Annotated in this window: 18 protein-coding genes; 9 read left to right on the forward strand and 9 right to left on the reverse strand. The window is 72.7% G+C overall.

The window, feature by feature from the left end; translation table 11 throughout:
* Window positions 1-59: 59 nt before the first annotated feature.
* Complete coding sequence (locus tag ACFRCG_RS32575) at window positions 60-281, reverse strand: hypothetical protein (RefSeq protein WP_143657836.1); 222 nt, start codon at window positions 279-281, stop codon at window positions 60-62.
* Window positions 282-548: 267 nt separating this feature from the next.
* On the opposite strand from ACFRCG_RS32575, the gene ACFRCG_RS32580 reads away from it, so the two are divergent.
* Window positions 549-935 (forward strand): DUF427 domain-containing protein, encoded by a 387-nt coding sequence (locus ACFRCG_RS32580; protein ID WP_380038102.1) that lies wholly within the window; start codon window positions 549-551, stop codon window positions 933-935.
* Between the two features lie 22 nt (window positions 936-957).
* Here ACFRCG_RS32580 and ACFRCG_RS32585 read toward each other — a convergent pair whose 3' ends face one another.
* The 6 genes from ACFRCG_RS32585 to ACFRCG_RS32610 all read right to left on the reverse strand — a co-directional run bounded on the left by ACFRCG_RS32585 (window position 958) and on the right by ACFRCG_RS32610 (window position 6,330).
* Window positions 958-2,082: an amidohydrolase family protein gene (locus tag ACFRCG_RS32585; RefSeq protein ID WP_380038104.1), complete on the reverse strand. Its 1,125-nt coding sequence runs from the start codon at window positions 2,080-2,082 to the stop codon at window positions 958-960.
* A complete protein-coding gene (locus ACFRCG_RS32590) occupies window positions 2,079-2,663 on the reverse strand; it encodes a 3-hydroxyanthranilate 3,4-dioxygenase (RefSeq protein ID WP_380038106.1) in 585 nt (194 codons plus the stop codon). The genes ACFRCG_RS32585 and ACFRCG_RS32590 overlap by 4 nt, the downstream gene beginning before the upstream one ends.
* The gene (locus ACFRCG_RS32595) at window positions 2,660-3,151 is read right to left on the reverse strand and encodes a RidA family protein (RefSeq protein ID WP_380038245.1); all 492 of its coding nucleotides are present in this window, start codon (window positions 3,149-3,151) and stop codon (window positions 2,660-2,662) included. Before ACFRCG_RS32595 ends, ACFRCG_RS32590 begins: the two co-directional genes overlap by 4 nt.
* A gap of 14 nt (window positions 3,152-3,165) precedes the next feature.
* Entirely contained in the window at window positions 3,166-3,951 is a 786-nt protein-coding gene (locus tag ACFRCG_RS32600) for a 2-keto-4-pentenoate hydratase (protein WP_380038108.1), read from the reverse strand.
* Window positions 3,948-4,715 carry a 2-keto-4-pentenoate hydratase gene (locus ACFRCG_RS32605; protein WP_380038247.1) on the reverse strand — a complete coding sequence of 256 codons (768 nt, stop codon included), beginning with the start codon at window positions 4,713-4,715 and terminating at the stop codon, window positions 3,948-3,950. The genes ACFRCG_RS32600 and ACFRCG_RS32605 overlap by 4 nt, the downstream gene beginning before the upstream one ends.
* A 151-nt stretch (window positions 4,716-4,866) precedes the next feature.
* Window positions 4,867-6,330, reverse strand: a complete 1,464-nt coding sequence (locus ACFRCG_RS32610) for a 2-hydroxymuconic semialdehyde dehydrogenase (protein WP_380038110.1) — start codon at window positions 6,328-6,330, stop codon at window positions 4,867-4,869.
* 247 nt (window positions 6,331-6,577) lie between these two features.
* Between ACFRCG_RS32610 and ACFRCG_RS32615 the strand changes: the two genes are divergently transcribed.
* The 3 genes from ACFRCG_RS32615 to ACFRCG_RS32625 all read left to right on the forward strand — a co-directional run bounded on the left by ACFRCG_RS32615 (window position 6,578) and on the right by ACFRCG_RS32625 (window position 9,215).
* The gene (locus tag ACFRCG_RS32615) at window positions 6,578-7,447 is read left to right on the forward strand and encodes an alpha/beta fold hydrolase (protein WP_380038112.1); all 870 of its coding nucleotides are present in this window, start codon (window positions 6,578-6,580) and stop codon (window positions 7,445-7,447) included.
* Window positions 7,448-7,583: 136 nt separating this feature from the next.
* Window positions 7,584-8,735, forward strand: coding sequence for a cytochrome P450 (locus tag ACFRCG_RS32620; RefSeq protein ID WP_380038114.1), 1,152 nt, complete (start codon window positions 7,584-7,586; stop codon window positions 8,733-8,735).
* 246 nt (window positions 8,736-8,981) lie between these two features.
* The gene (locus ACFRCG_RS32625) at window positions 8,982-9,215 is read left to right on the forward strand and encodes a hypothetical protein (RefSeq protein ID WP_380038116.1); all 234 of its coding nucleotides are present in this window, start codon (window positions 8,982-8,984) and stop codon (window positions 9,213-9,215) included.
* A 72-nt stretch (window positions 9,216-9,287) separates the two neighbouring features.
* On the opposite strand, the gene ACFRCG_RS32630 is transcribed toward ACFRCG_RS32625, so the two are convergent.
* Window positions 9,288-9,902 carry a TetR/AcrR family transcriptional regulator gene (locus ACFRCG_RS32630; protein ID WP_380038118.1) on the reverse strand — a complete coding sequence of 205 codons (615 nt, stop codon included), beginning with the start codon at window positions 9,900-9,902 and terminating at the stop codon, window positions 9,288-9,290.
* An 83-nt stretch (window positions 9,903-9,985) separates the two neighbouring features.
* Here ACFRCG_RS32630 and ACFRCG_RS32635 point away from each other — a divergent pair, with 83 nt between their 5' ends.
* Both ACFRCG_RS32635 and ACFRCG_RS32640 read left to right on the forward strand, forming a co-directional pair.
* Window positions 9,986-11,467, forward strand: a complete 1,482-nt coding sequence (locus ACFRCG_RS32635; RefSeq protein WP_380038120.1) for an MFS transporter — start codon at window positions 9,986-9,988, stop codon at window positions 11,465-11,467.
* Window positions 11,468-11,669: 202 nt separating this feature from the next.
* The gene (locus ACFRCG_RS32640; protein WP_380038122.1) at window positions 11,670-12,380 is read left to right on the forward strand and encodes a polysaccharide deacetylase family protein; all 711 of its coding nucleotides are present in this window, start codon (window positions 11,670-11,672) and stop codon (window positions 12,378-12,380) included.
* A 112-nt stretch (window positions 12,381-12,492) separates the two neighbouring features.
* Here the strand turns inward: ACFRCG_RS32640 and ACFRCG_RS32645 are convergent, their stop codons facing one another.
* On the reverse strand, window positions 12,493-12,957 hold the full coding sequence (locus ACFRCG_RS32645; RefSeq protein ID WP_380038125.1) for a Fur family transcriptional regulator: 465 nt from the start codon (window positions 12,955-12,957) through the stop codon (window positions 12,493-12,495).
* A gap of 101 nt (window positions 12,958-13,058) precedes the next feature.
* On the opposite strand from ACFRCG_RS32645, the gene ACFRCG_RS32650 reads away from it, so the two are divergent.
* From ACFRCG_RS32650 to ACFRCG_RS32660, 3 genes are all read left to right on the forward strand, one after another.
* Window positions 13,059-14,390: a cobalamin biosynthesis protein CobG gene (locus ACFRCG_RS32650; protein WP_380038128.1), complete on the forward strand. Its 1,332-nt coding sequence runs from the start codon at window positions 13,059-13,061 to the stop codon at window positions 14,388-14,390.
* A gap of 110 nt (window positions 14,391-14,500) precedes the next feature.
* Window positions 14,501-15,127 (forward strand): precorrin-8X methylmutase, encoded by a 627-nt coding sequence (locus ACFRCG_RS32655; RefSeq protein ID WP_126641191.1) that lies wholly within the window; start codon window positions 14,501-14,503, stop codon window positions 15,125-15,127.
* 68 nt (window positions 15,128-15,195) lie between these two features.
* Window positions 15,196-16,740 carry a precorrin-2 C(20)-methyltransferase gene (locus ACFRCG_RS32660; protein ID WP_380038130.1) on the forward strand — a complete coding sequence of 515 codons (1,545 nt, stop codon included), beginning with the start codon at window positions 15,196-15,198 and terminating at the stop codon, window positions 16,738-16,740.
* The last annotated feature ends 2 nt before the right edge of the window (window positions 16,741-16,742 follow it).

The raw sequence follows: 16,742 nt of genomic DNA on the forward strand, positions 1-16,742 counted from the left end.
CGCGACGACGCCGCCCCGCCCGCCGAGCCGGTGGGCAGCCGTCCCTGGCTACCGATCCGTCAGTGCACCCAAAGGGCGTAGACGGTGCCGCCGTTGTTCAGACACAGGTACACCGGTCCGTGTGCCGGAACCGTGGCCTTGCCCGCCGCGTCGCACGACTCGGCGCTCGGGTAGTAACCCCAGAGGTAGAAGCCGCTCGGATCCGCCATCGCGGGTTGCGCGGCAACCCCCACGCCCAACATCGCCGCGGCCAACGCGATACCCGCCATAGCCTTGCGCATGTGCTCGACTCCGTTCTCGACCCGAGGGCAACTCGGGCCGCTGGAAAGGTCGTTCGGGCTGAACATGTGGAACATGTGGTGCCGGCGCGCACGCGGAAAACGCTAGCCCGTGCCATCGACACGAGCAATAGGTCTATACCAATTGAATCGATCCACGCATCGATCCACACGTTGCTCACACGTTCGGCCCGTGCTCGGCCGGAATGCGTCCCGGGTTCGGACGGTTGTAGCGACGAAGGAGAACCCTCGCCCGCCGGAGGAGAGCCCATGCCGACGTCCACACCCGGCCACGTCGTGACCACCGTGCACAGTGCCCAGACCGTGACCGTCGAGATCGACGGCGAGGTGGTGGCCCGGTCCAGCCGCCCCGTCGTGCTCTACGAGACGGGTCTGCCCGTCCGCTACTACCTGCCGCCGGACGACGTCGACCTGACCCGCTTCGAGCCCACCGACACGCACACCACGTGTCCGTTCAAGGGCGAGGCCTCCTACTGGACCTACCTGGGCGGCGCCGACTCCGCCCCGCGCCCGGACGTGGCCTGGGAATACCCGAAGCCCATCGAGTCGGTGCCCGACATCGCCGGTCACCTGTGCTTCTACGACTCGGTCGCGCGCGTCACGGTGGAGGGCGAACCCCCGGCCCCGCCCGCCTGATGATCGCGGCGGCCGGCACCGATCACCGACCCGGTCCGGGTTCCGCCGACGCCCGGCCGACGGCCCGATCCGCGGCCGGGTCGGCGAGTGCGAAGAAGCGCGCCGCGTTGCCGCCGAGGATCAGCGCCCGCTCGTCGGGGCTCAGCTCCGGGCAGTCCCGGACCACCCCGCCGGGGTCCGACTCACCCAGCGGGAACGGGAAATCGGTGCCGAGCATGACCCGGTCCGCGCCCATCACCTCGACCAGCAACCGCAGCGCGCGCGGGTCGAAGACGGCCGAGTCGACGTAGAACCTGCGCACGTACTCCGACGGCGGCCTGGGCGAGTCGGCCCGCACCAGATCCCGGTTGTGCCACGCGTTGTCGGCCCGCCCGAGCAGGAACGCGAAGCTGCCGCCGCCGTGGCAGAAGCACAACTTCAACGACGCGGGCAGCCGTTCGAACGCGCCCCGCAGGATCATCCCCAGGATGCTCAGCTGGGTCTCCGCGGGCATCCCGACCAGCCACGGCAACATGTGGTCGCGCATCCGGTCGCCACCGAGCATGTCCCACGGGTGTACCAGGACCGGGATGCCCTCGTCCCCGCAGTGCGCCAGGAACTCGACGATGCCCTCGTCGCCGAGGTAGCGCTCGCCGACGTGGTTGCCGATGTGTACGCCGCGATGCCCGGCCGCGACCGCCCGCGACACCGTCTCCCGGGCCGCGCCGAGGTCCTGCAACGGCACCTGGCACAGCGGCAGCAACCGCCGCGGGTCGGCCGCGCAGTAGTCGAGGATGCGGTCGTTGACCAGTTCGCACCACTCGACCGCGCGCGCCGTCTCGGCCGCGTAGCCGAACATCAGCGGGGTCGAGGAGATCGCCTGGACGTCCACGCCGAGCGTGTCCATCTCGGCCAACCGGCTCTCGGCGTCCCACAGCGGCGCGCGCACCGGGCGGTACTCGTCCGGGCCGCTCATCATCATCCCGGTGCCGTCCCCGCTCACCCGCAACCACGGCTCGCCCGCGCCCGCCAGCACCCGGCTCTCGGCCCGCGAGATCCTGGGGAAGACGTGCGCGTGGACGTCGATGACGGTCGCGGAACCTCCGTGCTCCACCGCCGGACTCGGCCGACGGTCGGAGCGCAGGGGGAGCGCGCGGTCGAGGCTCATTCGGCCGCTCCGGGCCGGGACACGATCCTCGGCCGCATCGCCTCGGGCCACACCCGACCCGGGTGGATCGCGCCGCAACGCGGGCAGGCGCGGTCGCCGGCGTAGAACGCCTCGAACAGCGGCGGCAGGTCGTCCACGATCGAGCGCACCTGTACCGGCGAGCGGTGCACCAGGTGGTGACACTCGACGCAGTACCACTCGAACGCGTCGACCTCGCCCTCGGCCCGACTGGACTCGATCACCAGTCCGACGCTGCCGGGCTCCGGTCGTTGCGGCGAGTGGCGGACGTGCGGCGGCAGCAGGAAGACGTCGCCCTCGTCGATCGGGATGTCGACCGGCGGCCGGCCCTCCTCCTCCATCACCCGCAACACCATGGACCCCCGGAGCTGATAGAAGAACTCCTCCAGCGGGTCGTCGTGGAAGTCGGTGCGCTGGTTGGGGCCGCCGACCACGGTGACCACGAGGTCGGTCCCGGTCCAGACCTGGACGTTGCCGACCGGCGGCCGGAGCAGGTCCCGATGCTCGTCGATCCAGGCGGTGAAGTTGAACGGCAGGCCGTTGCTCGGCTTCGGCAGACTCATCTCGCCCTCTCGGGATTCGACGACGGAGGCAGCGGAGGAGACGGTTCGGATCGTGGCGGCGTCCCCGGACGTTCCCCGGACGGGACGGGCCGCGGGATGTGGGCGACGCAGGAGATCTCGATCAGCAGGTGCGGATGCGGGAGTTGGTGCACCGCGACGGTGGTGCGGGTGGGGCCGCTCTCGTCGAAGTACTCGGCGTAGACCTCGTTGTAGCCGCCGAAGTCGTTCATGCTCACGAGGTACGTGGTCACCGAGACGGCGTCGGCGAGCCCACCCCCGGCGGCGGCGAGCAGATCGGCGATGTTCTCGATCACGGCCCGGGTCTGCGCACGGATGTCGAGATCGGTGGTGCCCGCCGGGTCCACCCGGGCGCCGACGATGCCGCCGTCGGGGCGCCGCGAGCTGGTCCCCGACACGTAGACGAAGTCGCCGGCCCGGCGCACGTGCGGGAACCGGCCGCGCGGGGCGGCCTTGCCCGCGACCACGATGGCGTCGTCGGCGCTCACCGGGTGCTCACCTCGGCCCGGCCCAGCCCCGCCGCGGACACCCGCACATGGACGCCCTTCGGCAGTGGCAGCGCGGCGGTGGCGGCGCCGGCCAGCACGATCCACCCGGGCCGCAGTTCCAGGCCGGCCCCGGCGGCGAGCCGGGCGGCGGCGATCAGCGAGCGCAGCGGGTTGCCCAGGATGGCCGCCGACGACCCGGTCGCCACGGGCCGGCCGTCGATCTCGACGAGCAGGCCCAGGTTGGCCGGATCGACCGCGCCCGGGTCCTGCCACGGACCCACGCCGAAGCCGGCCGCCGAAGCGTTGTCCGCGATCACGTCGGGCAGCGTGAAGGCGAAGTCGGCGTAGCGCGAGTCCAGTACCTCGTAGGCGACCGCGACGCCGGCGACCGCGCGCACCGCCTCGGCCGGGGTGACCGCGCCGGCGAGCGGGCGGCCGATCAGGAACGCGATCTCCGGCTCGATCCGCGGCTGGATCAGGCCGGCGGTGTCCAGGACCCCGCCCTCCTCGATCAGCATCGCGTCGGTGAGCAGGCCCCAGATCACGTCGTCGACGCCCATCTGGATCATCTTGGCGCGGCTGGTGAAGCCCATCTTGACGCCGATCGGCGCCTCGCCCCGGGCGATCCGCCGCTCGATCACGGCACGTTGGACCCGGTAGGCGGTCGCCGGGTCGAGGTCGGCGGTGTCGGTGGGGCGCTCGGCGGTCCGCCCGGCGAGCGCGGCCTCGTCCAGCCGGGCGGCGAGCGCCGCGACGAGGTCCGCGTCGTGTGAACCGCTCATCGGTCGTTCTCCTCGGTGTCGTTCGCGGCGAACGCGACCCGGACGTCGCCCAGTCCGTCGATCCGGGCCTCCAGCACATCGCCCGGGACGACCGGCACCATCGGGCCGAGCGCGCCGGTGAGCACGGTGTCCCCGGCGCGCAGCGGGCGGCCGAGGCGGACCAGGCGGTCGGCGAGCCACAGGGCCGCGTGCAGCGGATGGCCCAGGCAGGCCGCGCCGACGCCGGTGGAGACCGGTTCGCCGCGCCGCTCCAGGACCATGCCGGCGAGCCGCAGGTCGACGTCGGTGAGCGCCGCCGGGCGGTTGCCCAGCACGTACATCCCGGACGAGGCGTTGTCCGCGATCGTGTCCGCGATGGAGATGTCCCAGTCGCGCACCCGGCTGCCGCACACCTCGACCGCGGGCAGGACGAACGCGGTGGCCCGGATCAGGTCGGCGACGGTGTGCCGCTCGTGCGTGAGGTCGGCGCCCAGCACGAGGGCCACCTCCGCCTCGGCGCGCGCCTGCAGCACCGCGCCGATCGGGATCTCGGCCCCGTCGGGCACCGCCATGTCGGCGTACAGCATGCCGAAGTCCGGCTCGTGCACCCCGAGTTGGCCCTGCACGGCGGCGGAGGTCAGGCCGATCTTGCGGCCGACGAGCCGGCGGCCTTCGGCGAGCCGGGTCAGGGTGAGTCGTTCCTGGACCGCGTACGCCTGCTCGACGCCGTGGATCAGGTCGCGAACCGGTGCGCACGGCACGCCGGTTCGCTCCGCGTCGAGCAGTCGTGCGGCGGCGGCCTCGACGGCTTCCCCGTCGGCTCTCCCGCCGGCCGCCTCGCCGGTCGTCCCGCCGGCCGTCCCACTGGCATTCGTCACTGTTCCGGACCCTCCACAGCCTTCGGTGTCCTCGATGCCTTCGATGTTTTCGACGCCTTCAGATGGCGATGCAGATGTTGACCGGCTCGGAGAAGAAGTCGAGCGAGTATTCGCCGCCCTCTCTGCCGATGCCCGATGCCTTGATCCCGCCGAACGGGGTGCGCAGGTCGCGCAGGTTCCAGCAGTTGACCCAGACGATCCCGGCCGCGACGCGCGGGGCCACCCGATGCGCGCGGGACAGGTCGCGGGTCCAGATCGTCGCCGCGAGGCCGTACGGGCTGTCGTTGGCCAGTGCGATCGCCTCGTCCTCGGTGTCGAACGGCGCCACGTGGCAGATCGGCCCGAACACCTCCTCCCGCACGGTGCGCGCGCTCGGCGGCAGGCCGGTCAGCACGGTCGGCTCGACGTGGAAGCCCCGATCGCGCTCGTCGCCGAAGCTCGGTATCCCGCCGCCGGCGACGACCGTCGCGCCCTCCTCGACCGCGAGCCGATAGTAGGACAGCACCTTGTCTCGATGCGCGGCCGAGATCATCGGCCCGTAATCGGTCGACGCGGCGGCTCTGCGGCCCAGTTCGGCCACGAAGTCGGCGTGGATCGAGCGCTCGACGTAGACCCGCTCGGTGCACAGGCAGATCTGCCCGGAGTGGGTGAAGGCGGAGCGCAGGGTGCCCGCCACGGCCTGCTCGAAGTCGGCGTCCGCGAACACGATCGCCGGGTTCTTCCCGCCGAGTTCGAAGGAGACCGGGGTGATGTGCTCGGCGGCCACGCGCATGATCGCGGTACCGGTGGCCGACTCGCCGGTGAACGCGATCGCGTCGACGTCCGGGTGCGCGGTCAAAAACTCCCCGGCGGCGCCCGCGCCGTGACCGTGGATCAGGTTGAACGTGCCGACCGGCAGGCCGACCTCGTGAATCACCTCGGCGAGCAGCGTCGCGGTGGACGGCGTCTCCTCCGACGGCTTGGCCACCACGGTGTTGCCGGCCGCGAGCGCGGGCGCCACCTTCCAGGTGAGCAGCAGCAGCGGAAGGTTCCACGGCGAGACGATCGCGACCACGCCGAGCGGCCGGCGCACGGTGTAGTTGAGCGCGTGCCCGGTGCCGCCGCTCCAGCCGGGCACGGCGGTCGAGTGGGCCCGCTCGGGCCGGCCGTACAGCAGGTCGGCGTAGGCCCGGAAGTTGCCGATCGCACGCGGGATGTCCACGCTCGCGGCCAGGTCACGCGGCTTGCCGGTGTCCGCGACCTCGGCGTCGACGAACTCGTCGAAGCGGGCCTCGACGCCGTCCGCGATCCGCCGCAGCGCCGCGGCCCGCGCCTCGACCGCCGAGCCGCCCCACGCGGCCAGCGCCGCCCGGGCCGCCGCCACGGCCGCGTCCACCGTCTCCCGGTCGGCCTCGGGCACCTCGCCCACCACCGCCCCGTTCACGGGGTCCACGAGCGGGAACCGCGCGGCGCCGGCGGGCCGGAACTCCCCCGCCACGTAGTGCGCGGGCCGGACCGCCTTCCCGGCCGCCGAACCTGCCATCGCCGATCCCTTCGTCACGGTGACGGTCGCCGTCGCCGTCGTTGTCAATCATCCGTCCCCGGGTTTGTCACCTCGGGCTTTCCCACTCCGAGCCTCCCGCGCCACGGCATGTCCGTCCAATACCTGTTGGCGGCTCGCACATATCGTTTCCGGTATACCATGCAACTAATGCTTAACTCCTTCTTGACTCATTAGATCGAAGATCGATAGAACTGACCCACCAGCCCGACGACGAAGGTGGAAGATCATGAACATCGCCGCGATCCCGCAGGTGGCGCACCGGTTCGTGGAGGTCGACGGGGTTCGGGTCTTCTACCGGGAGGCCGGACCCGCAAACGCGCCCACGCTGCTCCTGCTGCACGGATTCCCGTCGGCCTCGCATCAGTTCCGCCGGTTGATCGACGTGCTCGGCAACGACTTCCACCTGGTCGCGCCGGACTACCCCGGCTTCGGGCACACCGAGGTGCCGGACGGGTTCACCTACTCGTTCGACCGGCTGGCCGACGTGGTCGAGGGGTTCGTGGACGCGCTCGGCCTCGACCGCTACGTGCTCTACACCTTCGACTTCGGCGGGCCGGTCGGCATGCGGCTGGCCGAGCGGCGGCCGGCGGCGGTCGCCGGACTGATCGTGCAGAACGCGAACGCGTACGCCGAGGGCCTGTCCGAAGTGGCCCGCGACTTCGTCGCGCTCACCCCCGAGATCGCCGGTGCGCGGGATCGGGCCGCCGAGTTGCTGGTCCTGCCGGTCACGCGCGGCCAGTACGAGGGCGGTACGGCCGACCCGACGCTGGTGGCCCCCGACGGCTGGACGCTGGACCAGCACTTCCTGGACCTGCCGGGGCGCAAGGACGCCCAGGTCGACCTGGCCCTGAACTACCACACCAACGTCGCGCTGTACCCGAGCTGGCAGGCGTGGCTGGCCGAGCACCGCCCGCCGACGCTGATCGTGTGGGGCCGCAACGACATGTTCTTCCCCGAGGCCGGCGCGCACGCCTACCTGGGCGACCTGCCGGACGCCGAGGTGCACGTCCTGGACACCGGCCACTTCGCGCTGGAGGACAAGCTTGCCGAGGTGGCCCCGCTGATCGCCGACTTCCTGGACCGACTCCCGCGCTGAGCCGGGCCCGGGTGGGGCGAGCCCGGGCGGATCGGGGCCCGGGCCGGGCGTTTTGGCTTCGCCCGGTGGCGTCGATAGGTTGGCAAAACGTGTTGTTGCCGATCGAAAGCGGTTCCCGGTGGATGTCGCCCGCGCCATGGCCCACGATCCGCACGGTGTCTTCGCCCGCATGCGCGAGGCCGGTCCCGTACACACGATCGTCGCACCCGACGGCAGCCCGGCGTGGCTGGTCACCCGGCACGCCGACGTACAGGCGGCGCTCGGCGATCCCCGGTTCTCGCTGGACAAGTCCCATGCCAGGCCCGGTGGCTACAAGGGGTTCGAACTGCCGCCCGCCCTGGACGCCAATCTGCTGAACATGGACCCACCCGACCACACCCGGCTGCGTCGACTCGCCGGCCAGGCGTTCACCGCGCGGCACACCGCGAACCTGCGCCCCGAACTGGAGCGTGCGGCCCAGGCGTTGGCCGACGACCTCGCCACCCGCGAACGGGTGGATCTGGTTCGCGACTTCGCGACCCCGTTCGCGGTCGGCGCGATCTCCGAACTGCTCGGCGTACCGGCCGAGTCCCGGACCGACTTCCGCACCTGGACCAACGCGGTGCTCGGCGCCGACGCCACGCGCGAGGGCATCCGCGCGACCGTGCGCGAGATGTACACGTTCTTCGTCGCGCTGCTCGCGGCCAAACGGGCGAATCCCGGCCCCGACCTGCTGTCCGCGCTGATCGCCGCGCGGGACGCCGACGATCGGCTGAGCGAGGACGAACTCACCTCGCTGGCCTTCCTGCTGCTGTTCGCCGGCTACGAGAACTCGGCCAATCTGATGGCCGGCGCGCTGTACGCGATGGTGGACGACGAGGTGTTGCGCGACGCGTTGCGGGCCGACCCGGAGGCGGTGCCGACCCTGGTCGAGGAGGTGGCCCGGCACATGTCCCCGGCGCTGCTCGCGATTCGGCGATTCCCGCTGGAGGATCTGGAGTTGGGCGGGGTGACCATCCCGGCGGGCGACACGGTCTTCCTGTCCATCGCGGCGGCCAACCGCGATCCGCGCCGCTACCCGCACGCGGACCGCGTCCGGCTCGACCGGCCCGACCCGGCCCGCCATCTGAGCTTCGGCCAGGGCATCCACTACTGCATCGGCGCGCCGCTGGCCCGCTTGGAGGGCGAGATCGCGGTCCGTACCGTGCTGACCCGCTTCCCGAAGGTCCGCCGGCACGCGCCGGTCTCCTGGCAGCCCTCGGTCCGGGTGCGCGGACTGAGCAGCCTGCCGGTCGAACTCGGCGGCTGACCCGCCGGATCCGCCCGCCGCGTGCCGTTCCCGTGGCGGGAACCCCCCTGGTCGGTGTTGCCGGGACCAATGGACTGTCACAAGTCTGTGAGAACCCTGTGCGAAGGGGATCGCGCCCCGTGACGTCCGGGCGGAAAAGGACGAGAGTGGAGGCAGCACGGCAGGGGATCGACGGCGCGAGGCCACAACCGTCGAAGTGTGGCGTGCGATGGATGGGGAGTCTCAGAGATGGCTGTTCGTCGAGCGATGGCAACACGAACGCGCAACGACAACGAGCGGGCACCCGGCCGGGCGGCGGGCGTGCGCTGGTGGACCCGGCGGACCACGCAGGCCGCCGCGATGCTCGTGCTGATGGTGGTGGCACTGGCGGTCGGGCCGTCGCTCGGCGTGCTGCCGTCGTTGTCCGAGCGGGTGAACGGGGTCAGCCGGATCACCGACGTGGTGCACGACTCGGATTCGCACGGCCACCACCGGCACTGACCGTCGCACGGGTTCGGCGCCGGCCCGCGGGGCCGGCCCGTCGCGCGCCCCGACGCGCCCGCTCCCGGCGCCTCAGCACCGCACCGACTCGATCGCCCGGCGCAGCCCGACCTCCAGGATCTCCGGGTCCTCCCAGTCGCGGGTGACGTGGTCGAACAGCAGCCCCTGGAGCAGGGCGAGCAGGACGTGCCCGTCCAGGCGCGCGTTCGTCGATCCCAGAGCCAGCGCGACCAGTTCGGCGAAGCCGCGGAACTCGGCCTGACAGCGGATCATCTCCTCGCGGATCAACGGCTCGCGCGCGCCCGCGAGTTCCAGCTCCAGACGGGCCAACTGCACGTCCCGGCCCTCGTTCCACCACTCGCGCACGAACCGGGCGATCCGCGGGTAGTCGATGGCGATCGGGCGCACCGCCGTCATCCGCAGCAGCTCGTGGGTGATCTCGTTGGCGTACATCTTGTCGAGGGTGGCCATCCGGTCGATCACGGCCAGGATCAGCTGATCGCGCGTCTTGAAGTAGTACGTCACCGAGCCGTTGGGCAACCCCGCCTCCTCCTGCACCGCGCGATGGGTCAGCCCGCGCAACCCCTGCGAGGCAAGCACCCGGATCGACGCGTCGAGCATCAGCGTGCGGCGGTCGGCTCGTGCGGGGGTCGGGGACGACGTGGCGGGTTCGTTGTCGTGCGGCATGGGTCCATTATCCCCGAGCTTGACGCTTGTAGAGATTTTCTCTACAACTATAGAAACTACTTCTACGAACGTAGGAATGGCCGATGGCTGCCTCAGGGATACCCGTCACCGCCGCGCCACGGGGGATCGACACTTCCGCGTCCAAACGTTCCGGCCGCCCGACGAACCCCAAGCCGGTGCTGCTGCTGGTGTGCGTCGCCCAGTTCGTCCTGCTGGTCGACGACACGATCGTCAACGTCGCCCTGCCGACCATCGGCGACGACCTCGAGTTCGGCGAGAGCTCGCTCTCCTGGGTCACCAACGCCTACTTCCTCACCTTCGGCGGCTTCCTGCTGATCGGCGGCGGGCTGGCCGACCTACTCGGCCGGCGCCGGTTGTTCGGGATCAGCCTGACGGTGTTCGTCCTGGCCTCGGCGGTGTGCGGACTGGCCCCGAACGCCGGGGTGCTGATCGGCGCCCGCGCGGCGCAGGGCATCGCCGGCGCCCTGCTCTCCCCCGCCGCGCTGTCGATCCTGCTGGCCACCTTCCGCGACCCCGCCGAGCGGGCCCGCGCACTCGGCACGTGGGCCGCGCTCACCGGACTCGGCGCGGCCACCGGACTGCTCCTGGGCGGCGCACTCGTCGAATGGACCCACTGGCGCTGGATCTTCCTGATCAACCTGCCGATCGGCGCGCTCGCGCTGTTCGCGCTGCCCCGCACGATCGGTCCGGACGATCGCGACACTCCGCGCCGGGTACCGGACTTCGCCGGTGCGGCGCTCGGCACCGCCGCCGTGCTGACCCTGGTGTACACGGTGGTCGAGACCGACAAGCACCCGTGGGGTTCGACCCGGACCCTGATCGGCCTGGGCGTGGCCGTCGTCCTCGCCCTCGGCTTCACCGTGCGCCAACGCGCGGCGGCCGAACCGCTGTTGCCCCGAGCGCTGTTGCGGATGCGGCACGTGGTGCTCGCGGACGTCCTGGTCCTGGTCGCGGCCGGCGGACTGTTCGCGATGTTCTTCTTCCTGACCCTGTACATGCAGCGCGTCCAGGGCTGGTCGCCGATGCGCACCGGCCTGTCGTTCCTGCCGTTCAGCGTCGGCATGGGCGCGGGCGCGGCGGTGTCCACCAAGCTGCTCGCGCACCGGGGACCGCTGCTGCCGGTCAGCGTGGGTCCGGCCGTCGCGGCGGGCGGCATGTGGTCGCTCAGCCGACTGGACGCGCACAGCTCGTTCGCCGCGCACCTGTTGCCCGCGCTGGTGATCACCGGGCTGGGTCTGGGGGTGGCGTTCGTCGCGATCATCAACACGGCGACCGGCGGTGCGGGCGAGGGCGAGGGCGGGGTCGCCTCCGCCATGGTGACGACGTGCCAGCAGATCGGCGCGGCGATCGGCATCGCGGTGCTCGTCACGGTCGCCACCGATCACACGAGGAACCAGGTCGAGTCGGGCGTGGAACGGGGCCGGGCGGCGATCGACGGATTCGCCCGGGCGTTCGAGATCCAGGCGGGTCTGATGGCCGCCGCGGCGGTGATGGGCGTGGTGGTCGGGCTGGCCGCCGAGCGGCACCGCACCGCCCAGGGGTAGGCCGCGTACGTGACGCCGGCTCGGGTGGATCACCCGGGTCGGCGTCGGGGGGTGGTGGGCCGGCCCGGGTGGGTTCGGCGGGGCGATCCGCGCCGGTGTGATCATGTGCTCCGAACCGGTGAACTCCGCCCGACTCGTGCGTGTCCGCACCGAAATGATCACAAACGTATGCCAGATACACGATATGGACACCACTTCCGCCATGTCGTCACGTCGCACGGTGCTGATGGGCGCCGCGGCAACCGCCACCCTCGGTCTCTTCGCCGCCGCTCCGTCCGCTTTCGCCACGGACAAGCAGCCCTCCCCCCGTCCCGCCTTCGTCCCGGACCCGGTCGACACGGTCGACGCCGGCCCCCAACGCATCGCGGTGACCTTCGACGACGGACCACATCCCGACAACACCCCCGAGGTGCTCCGAGTACTGCGCCGCTATCAGGTGCGCGCGACGTTCTGCGTCGTGGGCGCCCAGGTCGAGAAACATCCCCAGCTGCTACGCGCGATCCACGACGCCGGACACATGGTCGCCGGCCACTCGTGGTCCCACCCGGACCTTCGGCTCCTGAAAGCCACCGAGGTGGCCGAGGAGGTCGACCACAACCTCTCCGCGATCGCACGGGTGTTGCCCCGGTATCGGGTCGAGTGGTTCCGCGCGCCGTACGGCGGCTGGTCGCCGGAGGTGATGGGTGCGCTGAGCGCTCGCGGTCTGCGTCCGCTGGGCTGGTCGGTCGATCCGGTGGACTGGTCGCGCCCGGGTGCGGACGCGATCACCGAGCGGGTACTGGGCGCGCTCACGACCGGCTCGATCGTGCTCAACCACGACGGCGGCGGGAACCGCGACCAGACGGTCGCCGCGCTGGATGTATGGGTGCCCGAGGCGCTGTCCGACGGGTACCGCTTCGTGCACCCGGCCTGACCCGCACCCGCGGCGGGCCGCCGCCACCGCTGCCGCCGCCGGGCCCACGTCGACCTCCGCGCGACGTGGGCCCGGACCGGCCGGGCCGGAGCGGGGGGAGCGGACCGGCGGCTCAGGTCGGCTTGGCGCAGCGTGCGCAGCGGCCGGTCAGGGCCACGGCGGTCGGGTCGAGGGCGAAGCCCTGTTCCGCGGCCAGCCGGAACGCCACGTCGTCCAGCAGGTCGCCCGGGGCGTGGCCGACCGTGCCGCAGACCCGGCAGCGTACGTACACCCGTGCGCCGCCGACGAGATGGCCCGCCAGATGGTAGGTGGCCGCGTCGTGCCGGAGCCGGGTGAAGGCGACCAGGTCGAGGCGTTCGAGGGCGTCGAGCGCCCGGTAGATGGTGGTCCGGTGTACCCCCGGCGCCGCGCGGGAGACGGCGGCGAAGATGGCGTCGGCGCTCAGGTGTTCGTCGGCGTCGGCGAGGACCCGCAACACCGCCGTACGCGCCACCGTGACCCGCTCGCCGTGCGCGCGGATCTGCCGCACCGCCTCGGCCACGGGGTCGGGGGTGGGGTGCTGTACACCGTCGTCCATATGCAACAGTGTCGCATCTGGCCGGCGCGTGATCCGGCCCGGGGCGACCGACCGGACACCCCGACGCAGGCCGGCGAGGCGGCACGAAGGGGGTGGGGGCGGTGCCGATCCGAGACCGTGACGACGCCTGCCCCGGGGTCGTGGACACCTCCCCCGCCGACGACGGACTGATCGCGCGCGTACGCCTGCCGGGGGGCCGGCTCGGGCCCCGCCAGGTGCGTGAACTCGCGGCCCTGGCGCGGCGGTTCGGCACCGGCTCGGTGGACCTGACGGCCCGCGCCAACATCCAGCTGCGCGGCCTGGGCGAGGCCGACCTGCCCGCCTTCGCCGAGGCCGTCGCGGCGGCCGGCCTGATGCCCTCGCGCAGCCACGACCGGGTGCGCAACATCCTGGCGAGCCCGCTGGCGGGTCGCGATCCGCGGGCCCTGCTCGACGCGGACCCGATCCTGGCCGCCGTGGACGAGGCCGTGTGCGCGGCGCCGGACCTGACCGCGCTGTCCGGCCGCTTCCTGATCGGCATCGACGACGGCGGCCTCCCGATCGCCTCCGCCCGCCACGACCTGGACCTGGTGGCCCGGTCGGCGAACACCGTCGCGCTGTACGCCGCCGGCCACGACACGGGATGGCGCTTCGCCCCGGCCGACGCGGCGACGGCGATCGTCCGCGCGGCCCGCGCGTTCCTGACCGCCCGCGCCGACAGCGGCGCCTGGCACGTCCGCGAACTCCCGCACGGCGCGCTGGCGTTCGCCGCCGAACTGGGCGGCGACCCGGGGCGTCCCGGGCCGATCCCGGACGGCTCGGCTACGCACCCGGACGCGCGGCGGCGCGACGCGGGGGCGCCGATCGGGGTGCTGCGGCAAAGTGACGGCCGGTATGCCGTCGGGGTCTCGGTGCCGCTCGGGCGGTTGACGCCGGAACAGTTGCGCGCGCTGGTCGCGACGGGGGCCGAGGTACGGATCACCGGCTCCCGGGGCCTGGTCGTCCGCGACCTGGTCGACCCGGCGGGCGTATGCGCCGGATTGGCGGCGGCCGGCCTGTCCGCCGACCCCGAGTCGCCGTGGCGCGGGGTGAGCGCGTGCAGCGGCCTGGGGGCGTGCCGCCGAGCCCTGGCCGACGTCCGCGCGGAGGCGACCCGCCACGCGCTGGGCCACTCCCGGGCCACCGCGCTCGTCCTCGACGAAGACCTGCACCAAGACCTGCACGAGGACCCGGACGAAGACCTCTCCGGCAACGCCGGTTCGGCCTCCCCCGGACGTGTCGCCACACACTGGGTCGGTTGTGCTCGCGCCTGTGGCACACCCGCCGGGGCGACCGTGTTGGTGGCCCGGGAGGACGGTGGCTACCTGGCCCTTCGGCCGGGTGCGGCCGGGCCGCCGGGTGCCGAGGGGGCGACCGCGCCGACCGGGCCGACCGGGCCGCCGAGTCGGACATGAGCGTCGGCGCCCACCCCCCGACCCACCCCCGCCGTGGCCGACCGCCACGTACCCCGATCACCATCACCCCGACCACCATCACCCCGCTCGCGGGCGAAGGAGCAGCCGACGTGGACGACTGGATCAAGGACGGCCCCGAGATCTATCGGCGTTCGTTCGCGACCATCCGGGCCGAGGCGGACCTGTCCCGCTTCCCCGAGGACGTCTCGCGCGTCGTCGTCCGGATGATCCACGCCTGCGGCATGACCGACCTGCCGCAGGACGTCGGCTTCCATCCCGACGTGGCCCGCGCCGGCTCGGCCGCCCTGCGCGACGGGGCGCCGATCCTGTGCGACGCGAACATGGTCGCGTCCGGGGTGACCCGCAAGCGGCTGCCCCGGGACAACGACGTGCGCTGCCTGCTCGCCGACCCCCGCACCCCCGTGCTCGCCGCCGAGCAGGGCACCACCCGCAGTGCCGCCGCCGTGGACCTGTGGGTGGACGACCTGGGCGGCGCCGTGGTGGCCGTCGGGAACGCGCCCACCGCGCTGTTCCGGCTGCTCGAACTGATCGACCTCGGCGCCCCGCGCCCCGCCGCGATCATCGGCATCCCGGTCGGCTTCATCGGCGCGGCGGAGTCCAAGCAGGCCCTCGCCGAGCATCCCGCCGGCATCCCCTACCTCGTCGTGCACGGCCGCCGCGGCGGCAGCGCGATGACCGCCGCCGCGCTGAACGCGCTCGCGAGCGAGCAGGAATAGCCGATGCCCCGCACGAGCGGCGCGCGGACCCGCGGCACCACCCCCACACCCACCCCCAGGAGCACAGCGTGACCACCACCGGCCGCCTGTACGGCATCGGCCTCGGCCCGGGCGACCCCGAGCTGATCACCCTCAAGGCGCATCGCCTGATCACCTCGGCCGACGTGGTCGCGTATCCGGTCAAGAAGGGCGCCCGGGGCGTCGCGATCACCATCGCCGAGCCGTATCTGACCGCGACCCAGCTGCGCCTGCCGCTGGAGTACCCGGTGACCACCGAGAGCACGGATCACCCCGGCGGCTACGACGGCGCGCTCGCCGACTACTACGACACGACCGCCGCCGAGATCGCCGCGCATCTGGACGCCGGTCGCGACGTCGCGGTGTTGTGCGAGGGCGACCCGTTCTTCTACGGCTCGTACATGTACTGGCACGAACGGCTCGCCGACCGCTACCCCGTCGAGGTGGTCCCCGGGGTGACCTCGGTCAGCGGCGCCGCGGCGGTGCTGGGCCGCCCGCTCGTCCAGCACGACGAGGTGCTCACGATCCTGCCCGGTACGCTCCCGCCCGACGTGCTCGCGGCGCGGCTGCGCACCGCCGACTCGGCCGCGGTGATCAAGCTCGGCAAGCGGCATTTCCCGGCCGTCCGGGGGGCGTGCGAGGAGGCCGGACTGGCCGATCGCACGTGGTATGTGGAGCGGGCCACCACCGAGCGGCAGCGGGTGCGCCCGCTCGCCGAGGTCGACCCTGCCGAAGTCCCGTACTTCTCCCTGGTGATCACCCCCTCCACCGCGCCCGGCGGCGAGTTCGCCACCAACCGCACCCCGCGCGAGCCGGAGCCGGACTACGCCGTCCCCGAACCCACCGGCGAACTCGGCTCGATCGACGTGGTCGGCCTGGGCCCGGCCGGCCCCGAATGGCTCACCCCCGACGCGCACGCCGTGCTGGCCGCCGCGGACCACGTGGTCGGCTACGGCCCGTACGTCGACCGCGTCCAGCCCCGCCCGGGCCAGAAGCGGCACCGCACCGACAACCGGGTCGAGGCCGAACGCGCGCGCCACGCCATCGCGTTGGCCGAGGCGGGCGGCCGGGTCGTGGTGGTCTCCTCCGGCGACGCGGGCGTGTTCGCGATGGCCTCGGCCGTACTGGAGGCCGCACACGAGACGAGCACCGAGGTCCCGGTCCGGGTGGTCGCGGGGCTGTCCGCGATGCAGGCCGTGGCGGCGCGCGCGGGTGCGCCGTTGGGCCACGACTTCTGTGTGATCAGCCTGTCCGCGATCCTCAAGCCGTGGGACGTGATCGAGCGCCGGTTGACCGCCGCCGCCGAGGCGGACCTCGCGGTGGCGATCTACAACCCGGCCTCCAAGACCCGGCGGACCCAGGTCGCCGAGGCCCGCGACCTGTTCCTGAAGCACCGCTCGCCGGACACCCCGGTGGTGGTCGGTCGCGACGTCGGCGGTGCGAGCGAGTCGGTACGGGTGGTCCGCCTCGCCGACCTGGACCCGGACGTGGTCGACATGCGCACGCTGCTGATCATCGGCTCGTCCCAGACCCGCGCCTACCCGCGCCCCGACGGCGGCACCGGCGTGTACACGCCGCGTCGCTACCCCGCCTGAGC

Source organism: Embleya sp. NPDC056575 (assembly GCF_042793325.1).
Taxonomy (GTDB): Bacteria; Actinomycetota; Actinomycetes; order Streptomycetales; family Streptomycetaceae; genus Embleya.

What these genes read in the sequence shown, in the direction of transcription:
- ACFRCG_RS32575 (WP_143657836.1), bottom strand. Translation starts at nt 281, where the DNA reads ATGCGCAAGGCTATGGCGGGTATCGCGTTGGCCGCGGCGATGTTGGGC.
- ACFRCG_RS32580 (WP_380038102.1), top strand. Translation starts at nt 549, where the DNA reads ATGCCGACGTCCACACCCGGCCACGTCGTGACCACCGTGCACAGTGCC.
- ACFRCG_RS32585 (WP_380038104.1), bottom strand. Translation starts at nt 2,082, where the DNA reads ATGAGCCTCGACCGCGCGCTCCCCCTGCGCTCCGACCGTCGGCCGAGT.
- ACFRCG_RS32590 (WP_380038106.1), bottom strand. Translation starts at nt 2,663, where the DNA reads ATGAGTCTGCCGAAGCCGAGCAACGGCCTGCCGTTCAACTTCACCGCC.
- ACFRCG_RS32600 (WP_380038108.1), bottom strand. Translation starts at nt 3,951, where the DNA reads ATGAGCGGTTCACACGACGCGGACCTCGTCGCGGCGCTCGCCGCCCGG.
- ACFRCG_RS32610 (WP_380038110.1), bottom strand. Translation starts at nt 6,330, where the DNA reads ATGGCAGGTTCGGCGGCCGGGAAGGCGGTCCGGCCCGCGCACTACGTG.
- ACFRCG_RS32615 (WP_380038112.1), top strand. Translation starts at nt 6,578, where the DNA reads ATGAACATCGCCGCGATCCCGCAGGTGGCGCACCGGTTCGTGGAGGTC.
- ACFRCG_RS32620 (WP_380038114.1), top strand. Translation starts at nt 7,584, where the DNA reads ATGGCCCACGATCCGCACGGTGTCTTCGCCCGCATGCGCGAGGCCGGT.
- ACFRCG_RS32625 (WP_380038116.1), top strand. Translation starts at nt 8,982, where the DNA reads ATGGCAACACGAACGCGCAACGACAACGAGCGGGCACCCGGCCGGGCG.
- ACFRCG_RS32630 (WP_380038118.1), bottom strand. Translation starts at nt 9,902, where the DNA reads ATGCCGCACGACAACGAACCCGCCACGTCGTCCCCGACCCCCGCACGA.
- ACFRCG_RS32635 (WP_380038120.1), top strand. Translation starts at nt 9,986, where the DNA reads ATGGCTGCCTCAGGGATACCCGTCACCGCCGCGCCACGGGGGATCGAC.
- ACFRCG_RS32640 (WP_380038122.1), top strand. Translation starts at nt 11,670, where the DNA reads ATGTCGTCACGTCGCACGGTGCTGATGGGCGCCGCGGCAACCGCCACC.
- ACFRCG_RS32645 (WP_380038125.1), bottom strand. Translation starts at nt 12,957, where the DNA reads ATGGACGACGGTGTACAGCACCCCACCCCCGACCCCGTGGCCGAGGCG.